The sequence below is a fragment of the Kitasatospora sp. NPDC051984 genome, assembly GCF_044593455.1.
In the GTDB taxonomy this organism is placed as follows: Bacteria; Actinomycetota; Actinomycetes; order Streptomycetales; family Streptomycetaceae; genus Kitasatospora.
Genome location: NZ_JBIUCB010000008.1, coordinates 142,490 through 164,696, shown reverse-complemented (window position 1 = coordinate 164,696; position 22,207 = coordinate 142,490). Strand labels below are relative to the sequence as shown.

Here is a 22,207-nt window from a genome sequence, read left to right as displayed (position 1 = left end):
CGGTTTTACTCCGGGAGCTGGGGATCGGCGGCAAGAGCCTGGGAACTGCGGGCGGCGTAGTCGCGGTCGCCGAGCAGGACGGCGTCGCGGCCGTCGGTCTCGGAGAGCTGGACCTGCACGGCCTCGCGCAGCGAGGTGGGCAGGTTCTTGCCCACGTAGTCGGCGCGGATCGGGAGTTCGCGGTGTCCGCGGTCGACCATGACGGCCAGCTGCACGGCGCGCGGGCGGCCGATGTCGCCGAGCGCGTCGAGGGCGGCCCGGATGGTGCGGCCGGAGAACAGCACGTCGTCGACCAGGATCACCAGCTTGCCGTCGATGCCGTCGGCGGGGATCTCGGTGTGTTCCAGGGCCCGGGCGGGCTTCAGCCGCAGGTCGTCCCGGTACATGGTGATGTCCAGCGTGCCGAACGGGATCTCCCGGCCGGTGATCTGGGTGAGCTTGGCGCGCAGCCGGCGGGCCAGGTGGACGCCGCGGGTGTGGATGCCGAGGAGTACGACGTCCTCGGCGCCCTTGGCGCGTTCCACGATCTCGTGGGCGATCCGGGTGACGACCCGGGCGACGTCGGTGGCGTCCAGCACCTGGTGCGGGGCGCGGGGAGCAGAACTGGGTGTGGTCATGCCGAAGCGGACCTCCTTCCCCGCCTCACTGGACGGGTCTTAAAGGATGTCGGGAAGGGTTTCCGGCCGCAGCCAGAACCTTGCTCATCGTAGCAGTGCGCTGATCTCGGCCCGTTCGGCACGCGTTCGCACGAGTGCCCCATTCGGCTTGACGCGCCACCCTCACTCTACGTAACCTCACAGTGAGTTACGAACGTGCTCCACTGCGGGCCTCGTGGCTCCCATTCAGCGTCCCATTCAGCGCACGCGAAGCAATCTCGTCCGGGGAGATCCATGTCCAGCGACTATGCAAAGCAGCTCGGGGCCAAGCTCCGGGCGATCCGCACTCAGCAGAATCTCTCCCTGCACGGTGTGGAGGAGAAGTCCACGGGCCGCTGGAAGGCCGTCGTGGTCGGCTCCTACGAGCGCGGCGACCGCGCCGTGACGGTGCAGCGCCTCGCCGAGCTGGCCGATTTCTACGGCGTCCCGGTGCAGGAGCTGCTGCCCGGCGGCACCCCGGGCGGCGCGGCCGAGCCGCCGCCGCGTCTGGTGCTCGACCTCGAGCGGCTGACTCAGGTCCCGTCCGAGAAGGCCGGCCCGCTGCAGCGCTACGCCGCGACCATCCAGTCGCAGCGCGGCGACTACAACGGCAAGATCCTCTCGATCCGCCAGGACGACCTGCGCACCCTCGCGGTCATCTACGACCAGTCCCCCTCGATCCTCACCGAGCAGCTGATCAGCTGGGGCGTGCTGAACCCGGACGCGCGGCGCGCCGTCCGCGAGGACGACGCGAGCTGATCTCCGCTCCCTGAGCGTTCGCACTGAAGAAACGTCACAGCGGGGCGGGTGGCCGGTTCTCCGGCCGCCCGCCCCGCTGTCGCACGCTCAGACCACGGTGCCCAGGCTGAAGCCCGGACCGGCCGGGACACCGTGCATCGCCACCTCCGCCGGCGTCCAGTCGAAGCCGGTGCTGCGCCAGGCCCAGGCGACCTGCCGGTACTCGCCGCACAGCGAGCCGGAGCCCTGCGTCCCGTGCAGCACCGCGACGCCGGGCAGTTCGCCGTACAGGCCCGCGCAGAGCACCGCCGTGATCAGGTCGAGGTCCTCGTCGTTGATCCGGACGGCGCCGTCCTCCCAGTGCAGCACCCGGGCGTGCGCCTCCAGCGCCCCGCCGGGGGCGTCCACCGCGACCCGGAACTCGTACGCCCCGCAGCCGGCGCCGACCATCACCCGGCGGAACACCTCGGACGCCTGCTGATACGTCCAGCGCACCCGCGGATCGGCGGCCGCCTTCCCCCAGCCCAGGGGGCTGGGAGGCACCCCAACGGCGGCGCACAGCGCGCCGTCCATCACCAGGTCCGCGTGCCGCAGCGTCAGCCCGCCCTCGCGGGCCCGGACCAGCCGGGGCACGAAGTCGGCGAGCTCCTCGCCGCGGTAGGTGACCAGCTGGGTCTGCAGCGGCGGGTTGACCAGGTAACCGTCCCGGGCGGCCTGCTCGCCCGGGTCGACGCCGTGCAGCAGGCAGTAGTCCGCGAAGTCCGCGGGGTGGAACATCCGGGCCCGGACCGTCCCGTAGCACTCCACGGCCTCGGCCAGCAGGTCGGCGGTCTCGCGCAGGTAGGTCTCGTAGTCCGGCGCGTCGGTGAGCTGCCACTCCCGCGCCCGGGCGAAGTCGGCCTCGTCGGTCAGGATCCCGGTGACGAACGCCTCGTCGCTGCGGCGCGAGGACTCGGCACCGCAACGGCGCGGCCGACGGCTGTTCCTGGACATCGGTGGCTCCCGGGGATCTCGGTCGAGCAACTGCTGACCGACTTCTCCCCTCCCACACTCGTCCCACACACACGGGCTGTCACAACTCTGCAACTGACCGTCAAGTCCGGCGCGCGCCCCGCCGAGATGGGACCGGCGGGCGCGGGGCGGCCCGGGAGGCCGATCCGGGCCCGATGGCGCAAGGTTTTGACTATTGACCGCATGGGGCCGCGCTGCGGGCGGGCCCCGGCTCACGGCCAGACGCGAGACCGCGGCAGTGAGCCGAAACCAGCCGAAGGAGCGGTTTCAAGTGAAGGCTGCACGCTACTACGACCGCGGCGACATCCGGATCGAGGACATCGCGGAGCCCGCCGTCCGGCCGGGCACGGTGGGCATCGACGTCGCCTACTGCGGGATCTGCGGCACCGACCTGCACGAATACCTCGACGGACCGATCTTCGTCCCGCCCGCCGGCCACCCGCACCCGATCTCGGGCGAGAGCGCCCCCGTGACGCTCGGCCATGAGATGTCCGGCGTCGTGTACGCGGTGGGCGAGGGCGTCGACGACCTGAAACCGGGCGACCGCGTGGTCGTCGAGCCCTACATCCTGCGCCCCGAGGTCGACACCGGCGAGAACAACCCGGTCTACCACCTGTCGCCCGACATGAACTTCATCGGCCTCGCGGGGCGCGGTGGCGGACTCGCCGAGAAGATCGTCGTCGAACGCCGGTGGGTGCACCCCGTCGGCGACCTCCCGCTCGACCAAGCGGCCCTGATCGAGCCGCTGTCGGTCGGGTACCACGCGTTCCAGCGCTCGGGCGCGAAGGCCGGAGACTTCGCCCTGGTCGGCGGCGCCGGACCGATCGGGCTGCTCACCTGCGCGGTGCTCAAGGCGATGGGCGTCGAGGTCGCGGTCTCCGAACTCAGCTCGCTGCGGCGGCAGAAGGCGCTGGATTCCAAGGCCGCCGACCACGTCATCGACCCGGCCGCCACCGACGTCGTCGAGGAGGTCCGCCGCCTCACCGCCGGCCGGGGCGCGGACGTCGCGTTCGAGGCGACGTCCGTCAACGCCGTCCTCGACACGCTGTTCGACGCGATCAAGCCGGGCGGGGTGATCACCGTCATCTCGATCTGGGGCAAGCCGGCGTCGCTCGACATGCAGAAGCTCGTCCTCAAGGAGGTCGATCTGCGCGGCACCATCGCCTACGTCAACTCCCACCCGCAGACCATCAAGCTGGTGCAGGAGGGACGGATCGACCTGGCGCCGTTCATCACGAAGACGATCGGGCTGGACCACCTCGTCACCGAAGGCTTCGAGACCCTCATCCACCACAACGAGACGGCCGTCAAGATCCTGGTCGACCCGCGCCGCTGACCTGCCCGGGCGATCCGGGGCCGGGTCAGCGCGGGGTCTTGGCGAGCTGACGGGACTGGGCGACCAGCCGGCCGTCCTCGTCCCAGATCTCGCAGTCCTCCTCGAAGTAGCCGCCGGCCAGGTTGCGGGTGGCGTGCGAGACCCGCAGCCAGCCGTCGGCGGGCAGGGCGCGCAGGTGGACGGTCAGTTCGATGGTGGGGGCCCAGCCGGGGCGGCCCAGGTCGAAAGTGACGGGGGGCAGCGCGTCGGCGGTGAGCAGCAGCGAGAGCGGGTCGGCGGGGCGGCCGTCGGCAAGCCGGAACCAGCCCTGGATGCGGCCCTCCTTGGACGGCTGGCCGAGCGCCCAGCCGACGGTGGCCGGGTCCAGGCGCAGGTCGAGGCGCTCCAACAGGGCGGCCTGGGCGATGAGTTCCTTGGGCGCGAGCTCGATGCCGACGCACTGATCGGGGGCGGGCAGCACGGGCGGCAGCGCGGTGGTGGCGACCTCGTCGTCGAGCGCGCCGAGGTCGGTGAACGCGGCGGTGACCCGCAGCCGCTCCTCGCCGTCCTGGGAGAGGATCGCGCTGCCGGTGGCCAGAGTGCGGCCGCGGCGCATGATCTCGGTGCGGACGGTGGCCGGCCCGGGGCGGGACGGCGAGACGTAGGTGCCGCTGACGGTCAGCGGGTGCGGGTGGCCGGGCCCGACCTCCAGGGTGAGGGCGTGTGCGGCGAAGGCGAGCAGCAGCCCGCCGTTGACGCCGCCGCCGATCTGCCAGCCGTCGCCGAGTTCGCCGTCGTAGCGGCCGGGTTCGTCCGGGTGCGGGGTGAGCGCGATGCCCCGGTCGAACTCGCTGGTGGTCTCCGGCATGGCTGAGGCCCTTCTGCGCAGACGCCAAAACACATTACTTGCCGGTAGCTTACGCGCGAAGGCCGCCGGACCAACAGGTCCGACGGCCTTCGAACAGGCAGTGCGAGCTCAGCGACGAATGGTCGGCTTGAGCTCCAGGAAGCGGGCGAGCAGGCCGTTCACGAAGGCCGGCGACTCGTCCGTGGAGTACTCCTTGGCGATCTCGACGGCCTCGTCCAGGACGACCGCGTCGGGGGTGCCGTCTTCCCAGATCAGCTCGTACGCACCGAGCCGGAGCACGTTGCGGTCCGCGATCGGCATCCGGTCGAGCGTCCAGCCCACCGCGTAGGTGGAGATCAGGTCGTCGATGGTGCGCGCGTGCTGCGAGTAGCCCTCGACCAGCTGCATGGTGTACTCCGCGACCTGCGGAATGCCCTCGTCCGGACGGGGGTCGCGCGAGCGCGCGACCCAGTCGGCGAGCACCCGCTCGGGGGCCACGCCGCGGTGGTCCGCCTCGAACAGGATCTGAAAGGCCCGGGTGCGGGCCTTGGTGCGAGCAGAGGCCACGATTACTTGACCCGGCCGAGGTAGCTGCCGTCGCGGGTGTCGACCTTGACCTTCTCGCCGGTGGTGACGAACAGCGGCACCTGGATCTCGGCACCGGTCTCCAGGGTGGCGGGCTTGGTGCCACCGGTGGAGCGGTCGCCCTGCAGGCCCGGCTCGGTCTCGGAGATGACCAGCTCGACCGCGGCGGGGAGCTCGATGTACAGCGGGACGCCCTCGTTCTGCGCGACCAGGGCCTCGAAGCCCTCGAGCAGGTACTTGGCGGCGTCGCCGACGGTGGCGGCGTCGACCGGGACCTGGTCGTAGGTGTCCATGTCCATGAAGATGAAGGTCTCGCCGTCGCGGTACGAGTACTGCATCGTCCGCTTGTCGACGTTGGCGGTCTCGACCTTGATGCCCGCGTTGAAGGTCTTCTCGACGACCTTGCCGGTGAGGACCTCCTTCAGCTTGGTGCGAACGAAGGCCGGGCCCTTGCCGGGCTTGACGTGCTGGAACTCGACGACGGACCAGAGCTTGCCGCCGTCCAGCTTGAGGACCATGCCGTTCTTGAGATCATTCGTGGAAGCCACGGGCGCACTTACTCCTGATATGTCCGCTGTCAAAGAACACCAAGCAGTGCGCCGCCACGGCCCGTTGGGCTACAGCGCGAGGAGCTCCTTGGTGGTGATGGTGAGCAGCTCGGGCCCGCCCTCCTCGGGAGGCCGCACCACGAGCGTGTCCTCGATCCGGACGCCGCCCCGGCCCGGGAAATGCACTCCTGGACCGACGGTGACCGGCACGCGATTGTCCAGTTTACCCATGTCGGCGGACCCGAGGCGCGGCGCCTCCCTGATCTCCAGGCCGATGCCGTGCCCGAGCGGGTGGACGGCGTGCTCGGCGTGGCCCGCGGCCTGCAGGATCGAGCGGGCCGCGTCGTCCGGGACGTGCTGCTCGACGCCCGGCCCGAGCGCCTCCCGGCCGGCCCGCTGGGCGCGGAACACCAGGCGGTGCAGCTCGACCTGCCAGGCGGCGGGGGCGGCCCCGATCACGAAGGTGCGGGCGGTGGAGATGCCGTAGCCGCGGTACTGCGCGCCCAGCGCGACGGTGAGGAAGTCGCCCTCCTCGACCCGGCGGTCGGTGGGCTGGTGGCGCTCCAGGCCGGAGTGGCTGCCGGTGCCGACGGAGACCGGGAAGGCGGCCCGGTCGGCGCCGTGGTCGATCATCCGGCGCTCCAGCTCCATCGCCAGGTGGCGTTCGGTGCGGCCGACCAGGATCGATTCGAGCAACTCGCCGAGCGCCTGGTCGGCGATCTCGGCGGCGATCCGCAGGTCGGCGAGCTCGTGCTCGTCCTTGACCACCCGCAGCCGCTCCACCGCCCGGTCCAGGTCGAGCAGCCGGGCCGGCTCGACCTGCTCGGCGACGGCGCGGTGCCGGGCGACCGTCAGGTCGTGCTCCTCGACGGCGAGGTCCCGCACCCGCAGCCGGGCGGCGGCCTCGGCGGCGGCCACCGCGGCGTCCGTCTCGGCGGGCACCGTCAGCCGGATGACCTCCTCGTCCACCTCGCGCTCCACCGACTCCTCGGGCGGCACGTCCTGCGGCAGCGCCAGCACCGCGCGTTCGCGGGTGAGCAGCAGCGCGGCGCCGCACGGCGGGCAGCCGGTGAGGTAGCGGACGTTGGCGGCGCGCGTGATCAGCGCGGCGTCGGCTCCGGAGGCGCTGCAGTACTCGCGGAGGCGTTCGCGTCGGGCGGCGTACGCGTCGGACATGTCTCCGAGCCTACGAACGGGGCCCGGGGGCCGCCCGTCGGAACGGGCCCGATCGGGGCGGGAATGCGGCGGGGCAGGGGCGTGTTGTGGCCACATGAAAACGGCAATCGTTGCCGAGAGTGGAGTTTCGAGATGGCGCGCAGCGAGCTGCGACCGGTGATCACGCTCCGGTCGGCGGCGGGCACGGGCTTCAGCTACGTGACCCGCAAGAACCGGCGGAACAACCCCGACCGGATCGTCCTGCGGAAGTTCGACCCGGTGGCCGGGCGGCACGTGGAGTTCCGCGAAACCCGCTGACCACAGGGCAGTTGAGGGCGTTCGAAGGCTGTTGAAGGCTTGGCGAAGGAGGAGCAGATGAAGCAGGGAGTGCACCCCGAGTACCGTCCGGTGGTGTTCCGGGACAAGACGGGCGGCCTGTCGTTCCTGACCCGATCCACGGCCACCAGCGGCCGGACGGTCGAGTGGACGGACGGGCGGGCGTACCCGGTGGTGGACGTCGAGACGTCCTCCGCGAGCCACCCGTTCTACACCGGCAAGGCCCGCCTGCTGGACACCGCGGGCCGGGTGGAGCTGTACCGGCGCAGGTACGGCCTCTGACAGACATGCGGCGAAGGGCCCCGGGAGCTTCCCGGGGCCCTTCGCTCACTTGCCGGCCGGGTGCGGGTCCGAGGCGTGGGTCTCGCCGGGGCGCAGGTGCCAGGTCCACAGCTCCAGCGGGCCGGGGGCCTCGATGCCGTTCAGCAGGACGCCACTGCCGCCGTCCGGGCCGCTCCACAGCCGCACGGCGTCCTCGGCGGGGACGATCCGCACCACCGAGGTCTCGTCGTAGTCGAGCAGCCGGGCGATCGGGACGCCGAGGGCGTCGGCGAGCCGGACCACGGTGCCGACACTGGGGTTGGTGCGGGCCTGCTCGATCTGGACCACCGTGCCGCGGCTGACGCCGGAGCGGGCCGCGAGGGCGTCCATGTTCGCGCTCGGCGTCGTGGTCCTCTCGCAGACCGCCGCCGCCCTGGTCCTCGTCCTGGCCGTCACCGCCACCGGCGGCTGGGCCGACGCGGGCCCCGCGCTCCGGTACGCCGTCGCGGCCGGCGTGATCGGGCCGGTCGCGCTGTTCGCCTTCTCCACGGCACTGGCGCTCGGGCCGATGGGCGTGGTCTCACCGCTGGCCACCGTCGGCGTGCTGGTGCCGATCGGCGTCGGCCTGTTCCTCGGCGAACGGCCGGGCGCCGTCCAGGGGTTGGGAATCCTGGTGGCGATCGCCGGGGCCGCGCTGGCCGGCGGCCCGCAGCGCGGCGGACCGGCCGTGAGCCGCCGGGTCCTCGCCCTCACCCTCTCCGCCGCGCTCACGTTCGGCGCGGTGCTCGCCCTGATCGCGCACGCCGGCGCCGGCGGCGGACTGCTGCTGACGCTGTGCGTGCAAGGACTGACCAACGCGGTGGTCGGCATCGGCATGCCGGCCGCCGCCGCCCGCCGGGAGCCGGTCGAACTGCGCGGCGCGGCCCGCTCGTTGCCCTCACCGACCGCCGTCGGCGTCGCCGACGTGGACGCGAACGGCCTGTACGCCGCCGCCACCCACCTGGGCTCGGTCGCGGTGGCGGCGGTGCCGGCCTCGCTCCACCCCGTGGTGACGGCGCTGATGGCGCGCGGCCTGCTCAAGGAACGGCTGCTGCGGGTCCAGGTGGTCGGCGCCGGACTGGCCGTCACCGGAACGCTGATCCTTGCCGCAGGTTGACTTCCCGTCAGGCCGCGCGTTCTCAGGCCCCTGCCCCCGCGAAGGCCTTGGACCGCCGGGCGATCCGCCAGTAGCCGATCGCCGCCGCCCAGACCACCACGAACAGGCCGACGATCACGAAGCCGACGTTGTCCAGGCTGAGTCCGGCGATCCAGTCGGACACCGGATCGTCCAGGCCGAACTTGTCGTGCAGCACCGCGACCAGCTCGATGGTGCCGATCACGAAGGCCACCGCGATCGACAGCCCCGTGATGGTCAGGTTGTAGTACACCTTGCGGACCGGGTTGGAGAACGCCCACTGGTAGGCGAAGTTCATGAACGTGCCGTCCAGCGTGTCGAACAGGCTCATCCCGGCCGCGAACAGCAGCGGCAGGCAGACGATCGCGTACCAGGGCAGGCCGGACGCCGCACCCGAACCCGCCATCACCATCAGGGTCACCTCGGTCGCGGTGTCGAAGCCCAGGCCCAGCACCATGCCCACCGGGAACATCTGCCCGGGCCGGGTGATCGAACGGGTCGCCCGGCCCAGGATCCGGGCCAGGAAGCCCCGCGAGTCCAGGTGCTTCTCCAGCTCGGCCTCGTCGTACTCACCGGCCCGCATCGCCCGGAACACCCGCAGGATGCCCAGCAGCGCCACCAGGTTGAGCGCCGCGATCAGGTACAGGAACGCCCCCGACGCGGTGGTGCCGATGGTGCCCAGCACCTGATGGGTCGTCGAACCCTCGTCCATCAGGGTGCCCGCCAGCGCCGCCCCGCCGGCCACCAGCGCGGCCATCAGCACCACCATCGAGGAGTGCCCGAGCGCGAACCAGAAGCCCACCGAGACCGGCCGGCGGCCGTCCGCCATCAGCTTGCGGGTGGTGTTGTCGATCACCGCGATGTGGTCGGCGTCGAAGGCGTGCCGCATGCCCAGCGTGTAGGCCGTGATGCCCAGGCCCACGCCGAACACCTGGGTACCCACCTGGTACTTCTCCGGCACCACCAGGAACAGCAGTGTCCCGAACGCCGCCACGTGCAGGGCCAGGATCACCGCCATCAGGCCGGCGGTGCGCAAGGTGTCCTCGCGCCGCCAGCGGAAAGCAGGAAGAGGGGAGCCCGGGACGTTTCCGGGCATGGTCGAATCGGACGCGGTCATCCGCGCATCACGCTCCAGCACCTCGTGGATCACTTCGTGAGATGCCGTGGCCGGTCTCCTGGCTGACGGGGTGTTCGGCGTCGGCGCCCGGCCTTCCCGGCCGCGAGCGGCCAGTGGCACGAGGTGGGAGCCGACGACTCCCCGATCACAGTGGCGAGGGCCGCTCCGGACTCCTGTGACGAGCACAGTGCACCGGCTTCCCGAACACCACGGCCCGCCCACCGTAGATCCGGCCACCACCCGGCGGCAAGAGCGTCACACCGCGCAGGTGTCGAAGATCACGCCCGCCCGGCGGGCTGACGGCGCGTCACGCCATCCAGAAGAACACGCAGGTCATCCGCTTCTCGTCCAGGGTGGAGCCGTAGTACTCGGTCGCGGTGTGCATCAGGTTGGCGGTGTACAGCAGCAGCCGGTTGTAGCGGTGCGGAACGGCCAGATCCTCGGTGAACGAGTCCGGCGGGACGAAACGGGTGCCCAGCGCGTCCACCAGATTGTTGTGCGGGGCGACCACGGTGTTCCCGCCGAGCCGGCCCCCCGGCAGGCTCTGCCGGTAGAAGCTCGTCCCGCACCGCTTCGGCACGTTCGGGTTGAGGTACAGCACGGCGGCGTACCGGCACAGCGACCGCGAATCGGTGTGCGGCCGCGGCTCGCACTCCCCCTCCCCCACCACCTGCACGCAGTTGTGGTTGAACGTGCCGCCCTCGGCCTCGCTCAGCGCCCAGATCCGCGGCACCTGCACGGTCTCCCGCACCAGCTTCTCGACGTGCGCCAACTCCTCCGGCTCCAGCCCGGGCATCGCCCGCAACCCCGGCCAGGGCTCCGGCCTGTGCGGATACCCCTCGTCCCAGTCGGTACGCGCCAGATGCCGGGCCCGCACCGCATCCGGGTCCGGCAGGACATCGTCCAGCACCCAGTAGTCACGCCCCTTGGTGGGCTTGCGGTACGGCAGGACCGGAAGGGCGGGAGTCGGGCGCGGGCCCTGAAACGGTTGCACGGGCATGGACCCGACAATAGGAGCGCGCCCCGAACCCCTCGCCCAAGGGCCGGTCAACCTTCCGTCAAGGCTTCCCCACTACCCTCCGTGATGACGGCCCGTCAGGCCTGCTGGCAGCGCGGGCACCAGAACAGGTTCCGGGCCGCCAACTCCTGGGTCCGCACCGGGGTTTCACACACCAGACACGGCTGGTCCTGCCGCCGGTACACGTACACCTCACCACCGTGGTCGTCCACCCGCGGCGGACGCCCCATCGCCTCCGGCGTGTGCTCCGGCCGCACGGTGTCGATCCGCCCCGCCGCGACACCGTCGTGCATCAGCGCCACCAGATCCGCCCAGATCGCGTCCCACTCGGCCCGGCTCAGATCCCGCCCCGCCCGGTGCGGACTGATCCCCAACCGGAACAGCACCTCCGCGCGGTACACGTTGCCGACACCCGCCAGCACCTTCTGATCCATCAGCAACGCGGCCACCGTCGTCCCGCTCCGCGAGATCCGCTGCCACGCCGCATCCCCCACCTCCCCCGGCCGCAACGGATCCGGCCCCAGCCTGCGGTGCACCGCCGCCTTCTCCCCCGGCGTCAGCAACTCGCACGCCGTCGGCCCCCGCAGATCCGCGTACCCACTCCCGTTCTCCATCCGCAACCGCACCTGCCCGACCGGCTCCGGAGCCTCCCCCACCCCGAACTCGTACTTCCCGTACAACCCGAGATGCACATGCAGCCAGTCGTCGCCGAACCCCAGGAACAGATGCTTCCCGTGCGCCTCCGCACCATCCAGCACCCGCCCGTCCAGCAGCCCCGCCCCCTCCACGAAGCGCCCCTGCGGCGACGAAACCCGCACCACCCGCCCCCCGAACAGCTCCCCGTTCAACCCGGCCAACCGATGCACCACATGCCCCTCGGGCACCCGCGCCACCTCCACATTCGTTCCCGTCCAACACCCCCATTCTCCCCGCCCCCACCGACACCCCGGCAGAGCCAAAGGTCCACCCCCACCACGGGCCAGAACGACACCAAGTCTGCGGCGGACGCCCGCACAAGGCGAACCTGCGCAGCGAAAGCCCGTACAGCGAAACCCCACCCAGCGGAGACCCGCGCCACAAAAACCCGCACCGCGAAGGCGGCCCAGCGGAACCTCCCTGCGCAGCCCCGCCCGGCGAAGGCCCGCGCCGCCGACGCCCGCGCAGCTAGGGCCTGTCCGGCCGATCTTGCCGGGCGCCCGACGCCGGATCATCCCTCCCCCAGCCCCAAGGGGGCTGGGAGGTGCCCCCACGGAAGCACCGGCAAACCGCCCAAGTACACCCAGTACGAGGACGGTTCGCCGGCACTCCCAGCCGGGCGCGAAATGGGGGCACCTCCCAGCCCGCAAGGGCTGGGGGAGCCGCGCGCTGATCCGACAAGATCGACCGGACAGACCCTAGAGCCCCCCGCCGCCGAAGCTCCGCGCAGCGGAAACTCCTCACACCCAAGCCCCGCGCAGCGGGTTCCCCGGCCTGCGCGCAGCGCTCGTCGCGGGTCGGGTTGCGCGGCGCGGGTGGAGGGAGCTCCCCGCAGGGGGTCAGCGTTGGTGGAGGCGGGAGAGGATCGCCTGGTCGAGCGCGGCGGCCGTCTCGGGGACGGTGAGGTTGGAGTTGTCGATGATGGGGAGGCCGGAGGTGCGCCAGCCGGCCATGCGGCCGTGGATGCGGGCCACTTCGTCGTCGGAGAGGCGGCGGTTGCCGGAGCGTTCGGCGTTGCGGGCGAGGACGCGGTCGAGGCCGGGGAGGAGGACGACGGGGATCATGCCGGGGCCGATGTGGCGCTTCCAGCCGCCGAGGCCGATCGCGGGGCGGTCGGGGAAGACGGCGTCGTCGATGATGCAGGAGATGCCGTTGGCGAGGTAGTTGCGGCAGGCGAAGCCGCAGGTGCGCCGGGCGAGGCGGTACTGGGCCTCGGAGGCGGTGTTCCAGCCGGACTGCGGGTTGGCGAAGCCGGCCTGGACCCATTCGCGGACGTCGTCGAGGCTGATGTGCGCGGTGGGGGTGGGTCGGCGTTCGGCCCAGTAGCGGGCGACGGTGGTTTTGCCGGCGCCGGCCGCGCCGATCAGCAGGACGGCGATCGGTCCGACGGGCAGCGGGGCGGCCGGTGCGGGCATCGGCGGTGGCGCGGCAGGGAGTTGGACGGTGCCGCCGCTGGGGAGCAGGAAGTGCCCGGTACCGCCGGGCGCGACGGCCTTGAGCGGGACGGTCGGCCGGTCGGGGCGGGTCGCGATCGGCCCGAGGGTGGGTATGGCCTGGGTGGTGGAGGGCAGTACCGGTGCGGGGTACGGCTGTTGAGGGGCCGTCGGATACGGGGGCGTCCCCGGGCGGGGCGGCACCTGGCCCCCCGGATGGTGGCTCTGCGCGTACTGGCTCACCGTCACCTCCCTGCGCCGAATGTACACGTCGGCCCGGTGGCGGGCACAAGTCCGCCACCGGGCCGCGCGGTGCTCAGCGGGTGGTCAGCTGTTCGGCGAGCGCCCGCAGGGCGAGTTCGTACGAGCCGAGACCGAAGCCCGCGATGGTGCCGGAGGCGACCGCGGCGATGACCGAGGTGTGCCGGAAGGTCTCGCGGGTGTACGGGTTGGAGATGTGCACCTCGATGAGCGGGGCGGTGCGCTGTGCGGCGGCGTCCCGCATCGCGTACGAGTAGTGGGTGAACGCGCCGGGGTTGATCACCACGGGGGTCTTGGCGTCCGCCGCTTCGTGCAGCCAACCGACCATCTCGGCCTCGGAGTTGGTCTCCCGGACCTCGACCGAGAGCCCGAGCTCCGCGCCCAGGGCGGCACAGCGCGCAACGAGCCCCGCGTACGACGTGGAGCCGTACACGTCGGGCTCGCGGGAGCCCAGCCGGCCCAGGTTGGGGCCGTTCAGGACGAGCACCGGAAGGGCGGTCATCCGGAGACCTCCGCGTACGCGGCGACCAGCAGCGACGGGTCGGGGCCTTCGAGGACGGAGGTCTTGGCGAGGCCGTCGAGGACGATGAAGCGCAGCAGGTCGCCACGCGACTTCTTGTCGATCTTCATGGCGTCCAGCAGCTTCGGCCAGGCGTCCGCCCGGTAGCTGAGCGGCAGGCCGACCGAGGCCAGTACGGTGCGGTGCCGGTCGGCGGTGGCGTCGTCCAACCGCCCGGCCAGGCGGCCGAGTTCGGCGGCGAAGACCATGCCGATGGAGATCGCCGCGCCGTGCCGCCACTTGTAACGCTCGTTGCGTTCGATGGCGTGGCCGAGGGTGTGGCCGTAGTTGAGGATCTCCCGGCGGCCGGATTCCTTGAGGTCGCCGGAGACCACGTCGGCCTTGACCTGGATGGCCCGCCGGATGAGTTCCAGGGTGTGCGGGCCGGCGGGGGTGGTGGCGGCCGCGGGGTCCTGCTCGATCAGGTCGAGGATCACCGGGTCGGCGATGAAACCGGCCTTGATCACCTCGGCCAGGCCGGAGACGTAGTCGTGCTTGCCGAGGGTCTCCAGGGTGCCGAGGTCGGCCAGCACGCCCGCGGGCGGGTGGAAGGCGCCGACCATGTTCTTGCCTTCGGCGATGTTGATGCCGGTCTTGCCGCCGACCGCGGCGTCCACCATGCCGAGCAGCGTGGTGGGCACCGAGATCCAGCGCACCCCGCGCAGCCAGGTGGCGGCGACGAAGCCCGCCAGGTCGGTGGTCGAGCCGCCGCCCAGGCCGATGATGACGTCGCTGCGGGTGAAGCCGGTCTGGCCGAGCACCGACCAGCAGTACGCGGCGACCTCGGCGCTCTTGGCGTCCTCGGCGTTCGGGACCTGCAGGACGATCGCCTCGTAGCCCTGGTCGACCAGGTCCTCGCGGATCGCCTCGCCGGTGGCCTCCAGCGCCTCCGGGTGGATGATCGCCACCCGCTTGGCCTTCGGGCCGATCAGCGGGGCGAGTTCGCCGAGCAGCTGGTGCCCGATCAGCACCTCGTACGGGGCGTGGCCGTCACTACCAGCAACGGCAATCCGAACGATGTCACTCATGAGGGTTCTTCAGCTCCAGTGCTTCAAGTACGGCGTCGGCGACCTGCTCAGGCGTGCGGCCCTCGGTGTCGACCACGGCGGTGGCGACCTCCAGGTACAGCGGGCGGCGGGCCTCCATCAGTTCGCGCCAACGGGCCCGGGGGTTGACCGCGAGCAGCGGGCGGGGGGCGTCCAGGCCGACCCGCTTGACCGCGTCGCCCAGCGCGACCTCCAGGAACACCACGGGCAGCGGGGCGAGCACTTCGCGCGTGGAAGGGGCCATCACGGCGCCCCCGCCGAGCGCGAGCACGCCCGCGAAGTCCGCACAGGCTGCCTCGACGGCTTCGCGCTCCAGCTGCCGGAAGTGCGGCTCGCCCTCGTCGACGAAGATCTCCGGGATGGGCTTGCCGGCCGTCCGCTCGATGTCCTCGTCGGTGTCGCGGAACGGCAGGCCGAGGCGCTCCGCGAGGACCCGCCCGACGGTGGACTTGCCACTGCCGGGCGGGCCGACCAGCACAACTACCGGGGCGCTCATCGGACGATCAGGTTGTCGAGGTACGACTGCACGTTGCGACGGGTCTCGGAGACGTTGTCGCCACCGAACTTCTCCGCCACCGCGTCGGCCAGCACCAGCGCCACCATCGCCTCGGCGACGATGCCGGCGGCCGGCACGGCGCACACGTCGGAGCGCTGGTGGTGCGCCTTCGCGGGCTCGCCGGTGCGCACGTCCAGCGTCTGCAGGGCGCGCGGGACGGTCGCGATCGGCTTCATCGCGGCCCGGACGCGCAGCAGCTCGCCGGTGGACAGTCCGCCCTCGGTGCCGCCGGAGCGGCCGGTGGCGCGCTTGACGCCCTCGGGGGTCGGCAGGATCTCGTCGTGCGCCTGGGAGCCGGGGATCCGGGCCAGTTCGAAGCCGTCGCCGACCTCGACGCCCTTGATCGCCTGGATGCCCATCAGCGCGGCGGCCAGCCGGGCGTCCAGGCGGCGGTCCCAGTGCACGTGCGAGCCGAGGCCGACCGGCACGCCGTACGCCAGCACCTCGACGACGCCGCCCAGGGTGTCGCCGTCCTTGTGAGCCTGGTCGATCTCGGCGACCATCGCCTTCGACGCGTCGGCGTCCAGGCAGCGCACCGGGTCCTCGTCCAGCCGGGCCTCGTCGGCGGGCAGCGGCAGCACCCCGGCCGGGGCCTTGGCGGCGGCCAGCTCGACCACGTGGCTGACGATCTCGATGCCGCAGGTCTCCTTCAGGTAGGAGCGGGCGACCACGCCGAGCGCGACCCGGGCGGCGGTCTCCCGGGCGCTGGCGCGCTCCAGGATCGGCCGGGCCTCGTCGATCGAGTACTTCTGCATGCCGGCCAGGTCGGCGTGGCCCGGGCGGGGGCGGGTCAGCGGCTCGTTGCGGGCCAGGCCCGCGAGCACCTCGGGGTCGACCGGGTCGGCCGACATGACCTGCTCCCACTTCGGCCACTCGGTGTTGCCGACCATGATCGCCACCGGCGATCCCATGGTCTCGCCGTGCCGGACACCGCCGAGGAACGTCACCTCGTCCTGCTCGAACTTCATCCGCGCGCCGCGACCATAACCGAGCCGCCGGCGGGCCAGCGCGTCGGCCACCATGGCGGTGGTGACCGGCACTCCGGCCGGCAGGCCCTCCAGCGTCGCGACCAGAGCGGGGCCGTGCGACTCCCCCGCCGTCAGCCAGCGCAAGCTACCCACCGAAAAGCTCCTTCGTCAGCGGCCCGCTCGCCGCGAACGGCGGCCGGTCCGGCGTCTCGTGCTGCCCGGCCGCAGAACGCGGCGGGGCAAGCACCGATCCTTTCACGTCCGGGCGGCCGCCGGGGGCACGGTCCGCGTGGCGGACAGTGAACGTCCGCAATCGCCGTGCCGAAGCCGCAGCTCAGGACGCCAGCGCCGCCTCGCCCGCGGCCCGCATCTCAGCCAGCGGGCCCCGTTCGACGCCCGTGAACCGCTCGAACTGGAGCACCGCCTGGTGCACCAGCAGGTCCAGCCCGCCGAGCACCGTCCCGCCCCGCTCCTGGCAGGCCGCGGCCAGCGCGGTCGGCCACGGGTGGTACAGCACGTCGAACAGCACCCCGGGAGTACCGGTCAGCTGCGCGGCGAAGCCGTCGGTGGCCCCGACCGGGGTGGTGGAGACGGTGAGCGGGCCGGCCAGTGCCTGCGCGCCGTCCGCCCAGTCGGCGATGCGTACCGCGACGCCGAGCTTCTCCCCCAACTCCCGCATCTCGGCGGCCCGTTCGGCACTGCGCACATACACGGTGACGTCGCCGTCGCTGATCTGCCCGAGCGCCGCCAGCGCGGACGAGGCGGTCGCCCCGGCCCCCAGCACCGCCGCCGATTCCACCCGTTCGACGCCACGCTCGCGCAGCGCGTTGACCAGGCCGGGGACGTCGGTGTTGTCGCCGTGCCGCCGCCCGTCCGGGCCGAACACCACGGTGTTGACGGCGTCCACGGCCCGCGCGGTGTCGCTGACGGTGTCCAGCAGCGGCAGGATCGCCCGCTTCAGCGGCATGGTCAGCGACAGCCCCGCCCAGTTGGCGTCCAGTCCGGTGACGAACGCCTCCAGCCCGGCCTCGTCGATCTCGTACCGGTCGTAGCGCCACCCGTCCAGGCCGAGCGCGGCGTAGCCGGCCCGGTGCAGGACGGGCGAGAGCGAGTGGGCGATCGGCGAGCCGAGCACGGCGGCCCGGTGCGGGTTGGTCACGACACGATCCTTCGGGGAGTTCGGTACAGGTGGACGTCGATCGGGTCCTCGGACGCAAGCGCGAAACCGTGCCGCTCGTACAGCCGCCGGGCGGGACTGCCCTGCAGCACGGTCAGCCGAACGGCCAGACCGTCAACCGTATCCAGCACGGAGCGCAGCATGGCGGTGCCGAGGCCGCGGCCGTGCAGCGCCGGGTCGAGGTAGAAGTGCTCCAGCACCAGCGTGCCGGGCCGCTCGCGTCCGGACGGAGCGTCAGGCAGCCCGCCGGCAGTGGAAACCCGGGCACCTCCAGCACCGAGGTGTGCGCGGGCCGGTACCCGTCACGCATCCGCTGCCGGACCCGGTGCTCGTCAAAGCGGCCGAGCCGTTCCAGGTCGGGACGCATCGCCACCGCCCGCAGCTCGACCAGCGCCTCCAGGTCTCCGTCCGTCGCGGGGCGCAGCGCCCATTCGGTCACACGGCGCCCCGGCGGGTGCGGGCGGTCCAGCGGCCCTCGCTGTGCCCGATCCGGATCGGGTGTCCGAAGCAGTCGGAGACCAGCTCGGTGGTGAGCACCTCCGCGGCCGGGCCCGCAGCGGTGACCAGTCCGTCGCGCAACAGCAGCGCGTGGCTGGTGGTCTCCGGCAGCTCCTCCAGGTGGTGGGTGACCAGCACCGAGGCCACCTCGGGAAAGCGGCGGCGCAGCTCGTCCAGGCTCTCCAGCAACTGCTCACGCGCCGTCAGATCGAGCCCGGTCGCGGGCTCGTCGAGCAGCAGCAGCCGGGGCTCGGGCATCAGCGCCCGGGCGATCAGGGCCCGGCCGCGCTCGCCCTGGGAGAGGGTGGTCCAGGGGTTCTCTGCGCGGTGCGCGATGCCCAGGGTATCGATCAACTCCTCGGCGTGGTCAAGCTGTTCGGCGGTGGGCTTGTGCCACAGGTCAGGCTCGATGGTCTGCGTGGTGCCGGTCAGCACCACCTGGCGCACGGTCAGCGGGGAGCGCAGCGGGTGCCGCGGGTTGACGTGCCCCAGATGCGCCCGCAGCTCGCGGACGTCGACCCGGCCGAGCTGCTGACCGAGCACCTTCACGGTGCCCGCGGTGGGGTGCTCGACCGCGCCCAGCAGCGACAGCAGGGTGCTCTTGCCGGCGCCGTTGGCACCGAGCACCACCCAGTGCTCCCCGGCCCGAACGGTCAGCGAGACGTCCCGCAGCAGGTACTGCCCGCCGCGCACCACGTCGACGTTCGCGGCCTCCAGCAGCGCGGGGTCCGAGTTCTGCAAGATCTCCATCCGGATCACGCTACTCGCACCCCCCACCGGCCCCGCAAAGCCGTTCCGCCCACCGGACACCCCTGATTCCGGGGACTCCGGTGGGCTGCACGCGGTCAGGACGTGCAGACGACGTGCTTGGCGTCGTACTTCATCCCGCGGGAGATGCACCAGTCCTTGGTGTTCTTGGCGTGCTCCTCGTCCGTCACCGCGAACTTGGTCTCCCTCGGCGAGACGGCCAGCCAGTACGCCCAGTCGCCCGGGGTCGGGTTGAGGACGGCCCGGAGCGCCTCGTCACCGGGGTTGCCGATCGGGGTCGGCGGCAGGCCGGTGTTGACGTACGTGTTGTACTTGTGCGAGCCGTCGTTGATCTCCTGGTCGGTCAGCCTGGTCCGGCCCAGCTCGTACTGCAAGGTCGTGTCCACTCCGAGCTTGTGCCCGGTGACGGTGGTGGTCAGACGGTTGTACATGGCCCGGGCCATCTTGCCGAAGTCCTCCGAGTTGTTGCCCTCGGCCTGCAGGATGCTGGCCTCGGTCACCACGTCGTACGCGTTCTTCAGGCCGATCTTCTGCGCCGCCTCGTCCAGCTTGAGCTCGTCGTACTTCTGGACGGCGTTCGTCACCATCTGCTTCAGCAGTTCCTCGGGCTTCATGCCGTCGGCGACCGAGTAGCGGGCCGGCCAGAGGAAGCCCTCCGGGTTGTTGTTGGCGTACGCGGGCAGGCCCAGGTTGCCGGCCTGGTCCTTGGCGACCTTGGCGGTGGTGCCCTTGTCGAGCTTCAGCTTCTCGTCGATCTTGGCGTAGATGTCTACGGACTTCAGGCCCTCGGGGATGATCAGCGCGTTGCCGCCGTTGGACTCCATCAGCTGCTGGAGGGCCACCGACGCGGACATCTCGTGCTTCATGGTGTAGATGCCGGGCTGGATCCCGCGGGCCTTGTCGTTCTTGTCGTACGCGACGGTGAACGCCTTGATGCTCTTCACCACGCCGGCGTCCTTCAGCACCTTGGCGATGTCAATGCCGCCCGCGCCCTTGGCGACGGTGATGTTGACCGAGCCGGTGCCGTCGCCCTTGAAGTCCGGCGGCGGGCCGAACTTGGACTGGTATACGCCGTAGCCCCACCAGCCCGCCCCACCGGTCGCACCGAGCAGCACCAGGGCGACCACCAGGCAGGCGCCGCTGTTGCGGCGGCCCGACTTCTTGCCCTTCTCCTTGCGCTTGCGCTCGGCCTCGCGGGAGTTGTCCTGCTCGGAGAGGAACGAACCGCCCCTCTCCTCCTCGGCGTACTCGTCCTCGGCCCACTGCTCAGGCTCGCCCGCACGCTCGTCGAACGCGTCCGGCTCGGCCACAGCAGGCGCCGCCGGGTTGTCGAGCGCCGCGGCCTCCGCCTCCCAGTCGATACCGTCCGGACCGGGCCCCCCGGCCGGCTCGGCCCGCCGGGCCTGCGGCTGAGCGCCCTGGGCCTGCACCGGCTGCGCCATGCCCTGCTGGGACATGCCCGGCTGCTGAACGACCTGCTGCTGCACACCCTGCTGGGGCATGCCCTGCTGTATCGGCTGCTGCATGCCCTGCTGGACGAACTGCTGCTGACCGCCCTGGGTCCCCCCGCGCTGCTGCGGGTAGCCCTGACTGCCCATCTGCATCTGCTGCTGAGGCACACCCTGCTGAGGCATCTGCTGTTGCGGAACGCCCTGCTGCGGCATCGCCTGCCCGGGCACGAAGCCCTGCTCCTGGCCGAACTGCTGCTGCACGAACTGCTGCTGACCGCCCTGCGTCATCCCCTGCTGGGGCATGACCTGCTGCGGATACCCCTGCGGCTGCTGCTGGACGAAGCCCTGCTGCTGCGGGTAGCCCTGGCCCCCCATCGACGCCTGCTGCTGCGGTACCTGCTGCATCTGCTGCTGAGGCATCTGCTGCTGCGGGAACCCCTGCTGCGGCACGCCTTGTTGCGGCACACCCTGCTGCTGCGCATACCCCTGCGGATACTGCTGCCCGAAATCCTGCTGACCGTACTGCGGGGGCTGCTGCTGTTCTCCGGGGAACCATGCCTGGTCGCCCTGGGCACCGTAGCGCCCGCTCTGATCAGTCATTGATCCCCTTACCGCGTCCAGGGTGTCCGTCGAACGGGCGCGCTAGTAAACGCCCGTGCTGGGAGACGTTACCGTACCGCAGCGTAGCCAAGGGGCGTCGCTCCCTGTTGATCAGGGGACGGAAGGTGCGGGGGCGGAGTCGGTCGGGGACGGGTTCTGTGCGCGGTGTGCGTTGAACTCGTCAACGTTCTTTCGGTGTTGGTCGGCGCTGTCGGTGAAGCGAGTGTCGCCGGGTTGGACGGTCACGAAGTACAGCCAGTCACCGTCGGCGGGGTGGATCGCGGCGCGCAGCGCGTCCCGGCCGGGATTGCCGATGGGGGTGGGCGGCAGGCCGGAGTGGGCGTAGGTGTTGAACGGGGAGTCGAGCCTGGTGTCGTCGACGGTGGTGGTGAGGGTGGAGCGGCCGAGCGCGTAGTTGATGGTGGAGTCGAGCTGCAGCGGCATGTTCTTCGCCAGCCGGTTGTAGACGACCCGGGCGACCTTGGCCATGTCCTCGGGGTTGTCGGCCTCGGCCTGGGCGAGGCTGGCGACGGCGAGCACGCCGTAGGGGGAGATGTTGTTCGCGGCGGCGGCGTCGGCGATCGCGCCGCCGCCGAGCTCGGTGTCGGCTTCCTTCACCATTTCCTGGAGCAGGCTGAGTGCCGTGCTGTCGCCGGTGACGGGGTAGGTCGCGGGGAACAGGTAGCCCTCGGGGTGGCCGGTCGCGTCGGCGGGCAGGCCGAGGTCGGCGAGGTGCTGTTCGGCAGTGGCCTTGGTGGTGCCCGGCTCCAGGCCGAGGCGGGTGTCGATGGCGGCGTAGATCTGGGTGGAGCGCCAGCCTTCGGGGATGGTCAGGGCGTTGGCGTTGGCGGGGTCGAGCAGCACGTTGAGTGCCGCGGTGGCCGACATCTTCTCCTTGAGGGTGTAGGTGCCGGGTTGGATCCGGTTGCTGGCCGGACTCTTGGCGGCGGCCTCGGTGAACGCTCTGGTGGAGGCGATGACGTGTTTGGCTGTCAGGGTCTTGCCGATCAGGGTGATGCTGGCGCCCTGGGCCACCGACACCTGTACCCGTCCGGTGCCGGCGCCGACGAAGTCGGGGGCGGGTTTCTTGCCCTCGGGCCAGGCCAGGAACAGCGCGACGGCGCCGGCGGTCGCCACCCCGAGCAGGCCGGCCACGCTGAGGCAGCAGGCGGCGCCGGTGCGCAGTCGGCCGGGTTCTGGCGGCTCGACGCCGTACGGCAGGCCGGGCGGGGCACCCTCGGGTTCGAGGACGGGGGCGCCGAGGTGACCGGGGGTCAGTCCGGGGGCGGTGTACGGGTCGGTCACGGTGGGGCCTCCCGGCGGCGGGCAAACGATCGGGGCCCGTGCGGACGCGCGTCCGCACGGGCCCCGATCGGGAACCTAGACCAGGCCGGGGAGGCCCCCGGCGCGACACGCTCGCCGGGGGGGCGGCCGCGGACCCGGTCGGGCTCCAG

General features: G+C 71.8%; 24 protein-coding genes, 2 pseudogenes and 1 riboswitch. Of the genes and pseudogenes, 6 read left to right on the top strand and 20 right to left on the bottom strand.

All coding sequences use genetic code 11. From position 1 onward, the window contains the following. Positions 1-5: 5 nt before the first annotated feature. Positions 6-617, bottom strand: a complete 612-nt coding sequence (gene pyrR / locus ACIHEI_RS18385) for a bifunctional pyr operon transcriptional regulator/uracil phosphoribosyltransferase PyrR (RefSeq protein ID WP_387861641.1) — start codon at positions 615-617, stop codon at positions 6-8. A 273-nt stretch (positions 618-890) separates the two neighbouring features. On the opposite strand from pyrR, the gene ACIHEI_RS18380 reads away from it, so the two are divergent. Continuing rightward, entirely contained in the window at positions 891-1,394 is a 504-nt protein-coding gene (locus ACIHEI_RS18380) for a transcriptional regulator (protein ID WP_380488108.1), read from the top strand. Between the two features lie 87 nt (positions 1,395-1,481). Here ACIHEI_RS18380 and ACIHEI_RS18375 read toward each other — a convergent pair whose 3' ends face one another. After that, the gene (locus tag ACIHEI_RS18375) at positions 1,482-2,366 is read right to left on the bottom strand and encodes a hypothetical protein (RefSeq protein WP_396607332.1); all 885 of its coding nucleotides are present in this window, start codon (positions 2,364-2,366) and stop codon (positions 1,482-1,484) included. A 289-nt stretch (positions 2,367-2,655) separates the two neighbouring features. On the opposite strand from ACIHEI_RS18375, the gene ACIHEI_RS18370 reads away from it, so the two are divergent. Beyond that, on the top strand, positions 2,656-3,720 hold the full coding sequence (locus ACIHEI_RS18370; protein ID WP_387642891.1) for a 2,3-butanediol dehydrogenase: 1,065 nt from the start codon (positions 2,656-2,658) through the stop codon (positions 3,718-3,720). 25 nt (positions 3,721-3,745) lie between these two features. Here the strand turns inward: ACIHEI_RS18370 and ACIHEI_RS18365 are convergent, their stop codons facing one another. The 4 genes from ACIHEI_RS18365 to ACIHEI_RS18350 form a co-directional block, all read right to left on the bottom strand. Continuing rightward, positions 3,746-4,567, bottom strand: a complete 822-nt coding sequence (locus ACIHEI_RS18365; protein ID WP_396607331.1) for a thioesterase family protein — start codon at positions 4,565-4,567, stop codon at positions 3,746-3,748. Positions 4,568-4,675: 108 nt separating this feature from the next. Beyond that, the gene (nusB, locus tag ACIHEI_RS18360) at positions 4,676-5,113 is read right to left on the bottom strand and encodes a transcription antitermination factor NusB (RefSeq protein ID WP_387642893.1); all 438 of its coding nucleotides are present in this window, start codon (positions 5,111-5,113) and stop codon (positions 4,676-4,678) included. Positions 5,114-5,115: 2 nt separating this feature from the next. Beyond that, positions 5,116-5,679: an elongation factor P gene (efp, locus tag ACIHEI_RS18355; protein WP_396607330.1), complete on the bottom strand. Its 564-nt coding sequence runs from the start codon at positions 5,677-5,679 to the stop codon at positions 5,116-5,118. A gap of 69 nt (positions 5,680-5,748) precedes the next feature. Beyond that, positions 5,749-6,855, bottom strand: coding sequence for a M24 family metallopeptidase (locus tag ACIHEI_RS18350; RefSeq protein ID WP_396607329.1), 1,107 nt, complete (start codon positions 6,853-6,855; stop codon positions 5,749-5,751). Between the two features lie 132 nt (positions 6,856-6,987). Between ACIHEI_RS18350 and rpmG the strand changes: the two genes are divergently transcribed. Together rpmG and ACIHEI_RS18340 are read left to right on the top strand one after the other, a co-directional pair. Beyond that, positions 6,988-7,152 (top strand): 50S ribosomal protein L33, encoded by a 165-nt coding sequence (gene rpmG, locus ACIHEI_RS18345; RefSeq protein ID WP_387642896.1) that lies wholly within the window; start codon positions 6,988-6,990, stop codon positions 7,150-7,152. Between the two features lie 57 nt (positions 7,153-7,209). Then, entirely contained in the window at positions 7,210-7,452 is a 243-nt protein-coding gene (locus tag ACIHEI_RS18340) for a type B 50S ribosomal protein L31 (protein ID WP_387642897.1), read from the top strand. Between the two features lie 51 nt (positions 7,453-7,503). On the opposite strand, the pseudogene ACIHEI_RS18335 reads toward ACIHEI_RS18340, so the two are convergent. Continuing rightward, positions 7,504-7,893: pseudogene (locus ACIHEI_RS18335) on the bottom strand (helix-turn-helix domain-containing protein); the annotation flags it as partial. On the opposite strand from ACIHEI_RS18335, the gene ACIHEI_RS18330 reads away from it, so the two are divergent. After that, positions 7,820-8,587 carry an EamA family transporter gene (locus tag ACIHEI_RS18330; protein WP_396607328.1) on the top strand — a complete coding sequence of 256 codons (768 nt, stop codon included), beginning with the start codon at positions 7,820-7,822 and terminating at the stop codon, positions 8,585-8,587. The pseudogene ACIHEI_RS18335 and the gene ACIHEI_RS18330 overlap by 74 nt on opposite strands. 22 nt (positions 8,588-8,609) lie before the next feature. On the opposite strand, the gene ACIHEI_RS18325 is transcribed toward ACIHEI_RS18330, so the two are convergent. The 12 genes and pseudogenes from ACIHEI_RS18325 to mltG (ACIHEI_RS18270) form a co-directional block, all read right to left on the bottom strand. After that, positions 8,610-9,722, bottom strand: a complete 1,113-nt coding sequence (locus tag ACIHEI_RS18325; protein WP_392956282.1) for a HoxN/HupN/NixA family nickel/cobalt transporter — start codon at positions 9,720-9,722, stop codon at positions 8,610-8,612. A 30-nt stretch (positions 9,723-9,752) separates the two neighbouring features. Next, positions 9,753-9,949: riboswitch (cobalamin riboswitch) on the bottom strand. An 80-nt stretch (positions 9,950-10,029) separates the two neighbouring features. Then, positions 10,030-10,722 carry a DUF6445 family protein gene (locus ACIHEI_RS18320; protein WP_387642901.1) on the bottom strand — a complete coding sequence of 231 codons (693 nt, stop codon included), beginning with the start codon at positions 10,720-10,722 and terminating at the stop codon, positions 10,030-10,032. A 95-nt stretch (positions 10,723-10,817) separates the two neighbouring features. Continuing rightward, positions 10,818-11,624: an Fpg/Nei family DNA glycosylase gene (locus ACIHEI_RS18315; RefSeq protein WP_396607327.1), complete on the bottom strand. Its 807-nt coding sequence runs from the start codon at positions 11,622-11,624 to the stop codon at positions 10,818-10,820. Between the two features lie 651 nt (positions 11,625-12,275). Continuing rightward, positions 12,276-13,112, bottom strand: coding sequence for an AAA family ATPase (locus ACIHEI_RS18310; RefSeq protein ID WP_392956290.1), 837 nt, complete (start codon positions 13,110-13,112; stop codon positions 12,276-12,278). A 73-nt stretch (positions 13,113-13,185) separates the two neighbouring features. Further along, on the bottom strand, positions 13,186-13,632 hold the full coding sequence (gene aroQ, locus ACIHEI_RS18305; RefSeq protein WP_396607326.1) for a type II 3-dehydroquinate dehydratase: 447 nt from the start codon (positions 13,630-13,632) through the stop codon (positions 13,186-13,188). Further along, positions 13,629-14,717: a 3-dehydroquinate synthase gene (aroB, locus tag ACIHEI_RS18300; protein ID WP_396607325.1), complete on the bottom strand. Its 1,089-nt coding sequence runs from the start codon at positions 14,715-14,717 to the stop codon at positions 13,629-13,631. Before aroB ends, aroQ begins: the two co-directional genes overlap by 4 nt. Continuing rightward, entirely contained in the window at positions 14,710-15,231 is a 522-nt protein-coding gene (locus tag ACIHEI_RS18295; protein ID WP_392956295.1) for a shikimate kinase, read from the bottom strand. The genes aroB and ACIHEI_RS18295 overlap by 8 nt, the downstream gene beginning before the upstream one ends. Next, positions 15,228-16,412 carry a chorismate synthase gene (gene aroC, locus ACIHEI_RS18290; RefSeq protein WP_387642906.1) on the bottom strand — a complete coding sequence of 395 codons (1,185 nt, stop codon included), beginning with the start codon at positions 16,410-16,412 and terminating at the stop codon, positions 15,228-15,230. The genes ACIHEI_RS18295 and aroC overlap by 4 nt, the downstream gene beginning before the upstream one ends. Before the next feature lie 181 nt (positions 16,413-16,593). Then, a complete protein-coding gene (locus tag ACIHEI_RS18285; protein ID WP_396607324.1) occupies positions 16,594-17,418 on the bottom strand; it encodes a shikimate dehydrogenase in 825 nt (274 codons plus the stop codon). Continuing rightward, a pseudogene (locus ACIHEI_RS18280) lies at positions 17,415-17,875 on the bottom strand (GNAT family N-acetyltransferase). The gene ACIHEI_RS18285 and the pseudogene ACIHEI_RS18280 overlap by 4 nt, the downstream one beginning before the upstream one ends. After that, the gene (locus tag ACIHEI_RS18275; RefSeq protein WP_396607323.1) at positions 17,872-18,684 is read right to left on the bottom strand and encodes an ABC transporter ATP-binding protein; all 813 of its coding nucleotides are present in this window, start codon (positions 18,682-18,684) and stop codon (positions 17,872-17,874) included. The pseudogene ACIHEI_RS18280 and the gene ACIHEI_RS18275 overlap by 4 nt, the downstream one beginning before the upstream one ends. A gap of 95 nt (positions 18,685-18,779) precedes the next feature. Further along, positions 18,780-20,321 carry an endolytic transglycosylase MltG gene (gene mltG, locus ACIHEI_RS18270; RefSeq protein WP_396607322.1) on the bottom strand — a complete coding sequence of 514 codons (1,542 nt, stop codon included), beginning with the start codon at positions 20,319-20,321 and terminating at the stop codon, positions 18,780-18,782. Positions 20,322-20,342: 21 nt separating this feature from the next. Here mltG (ACIHEI_RS18270) and ACIHEI_RS18265 point away from each other — a divergent pair, with 21 nt between their 5' ends. After that, positions 20,343-20,756, top strand: coding sequence for a hypothetical protein (locus tag ACIHEI_RS18265; protein WP_396607321.1), 414 nt, complete (start codon positions 20,343-20,345; stop codon positions 20,754-20,756). A gap of 108 nt (positions 20,757-20,864) precedes the next feature. On the opposite strand, the gene mltG (ACIHEI_RS18260) is transcribed toward ACIHEI_RS18265, so the two are convergent. Continuing rightward, positions 20,865-22,058 carry an endolytic transglycosylase MltG gene (gene mltG, locus ACIHEI_RS18260; RefSeq protein WP_396607320.1) on the bottom strand — a complete coding sequence of 398 codons (1,194 nt, stop codon included), beginning with the start codon at positions 22,056-22,058 and terminating at the stop codon, positions 20,865-20,867. Positions 22,059-22,207 lie beyond the last annotated feature (149 nt).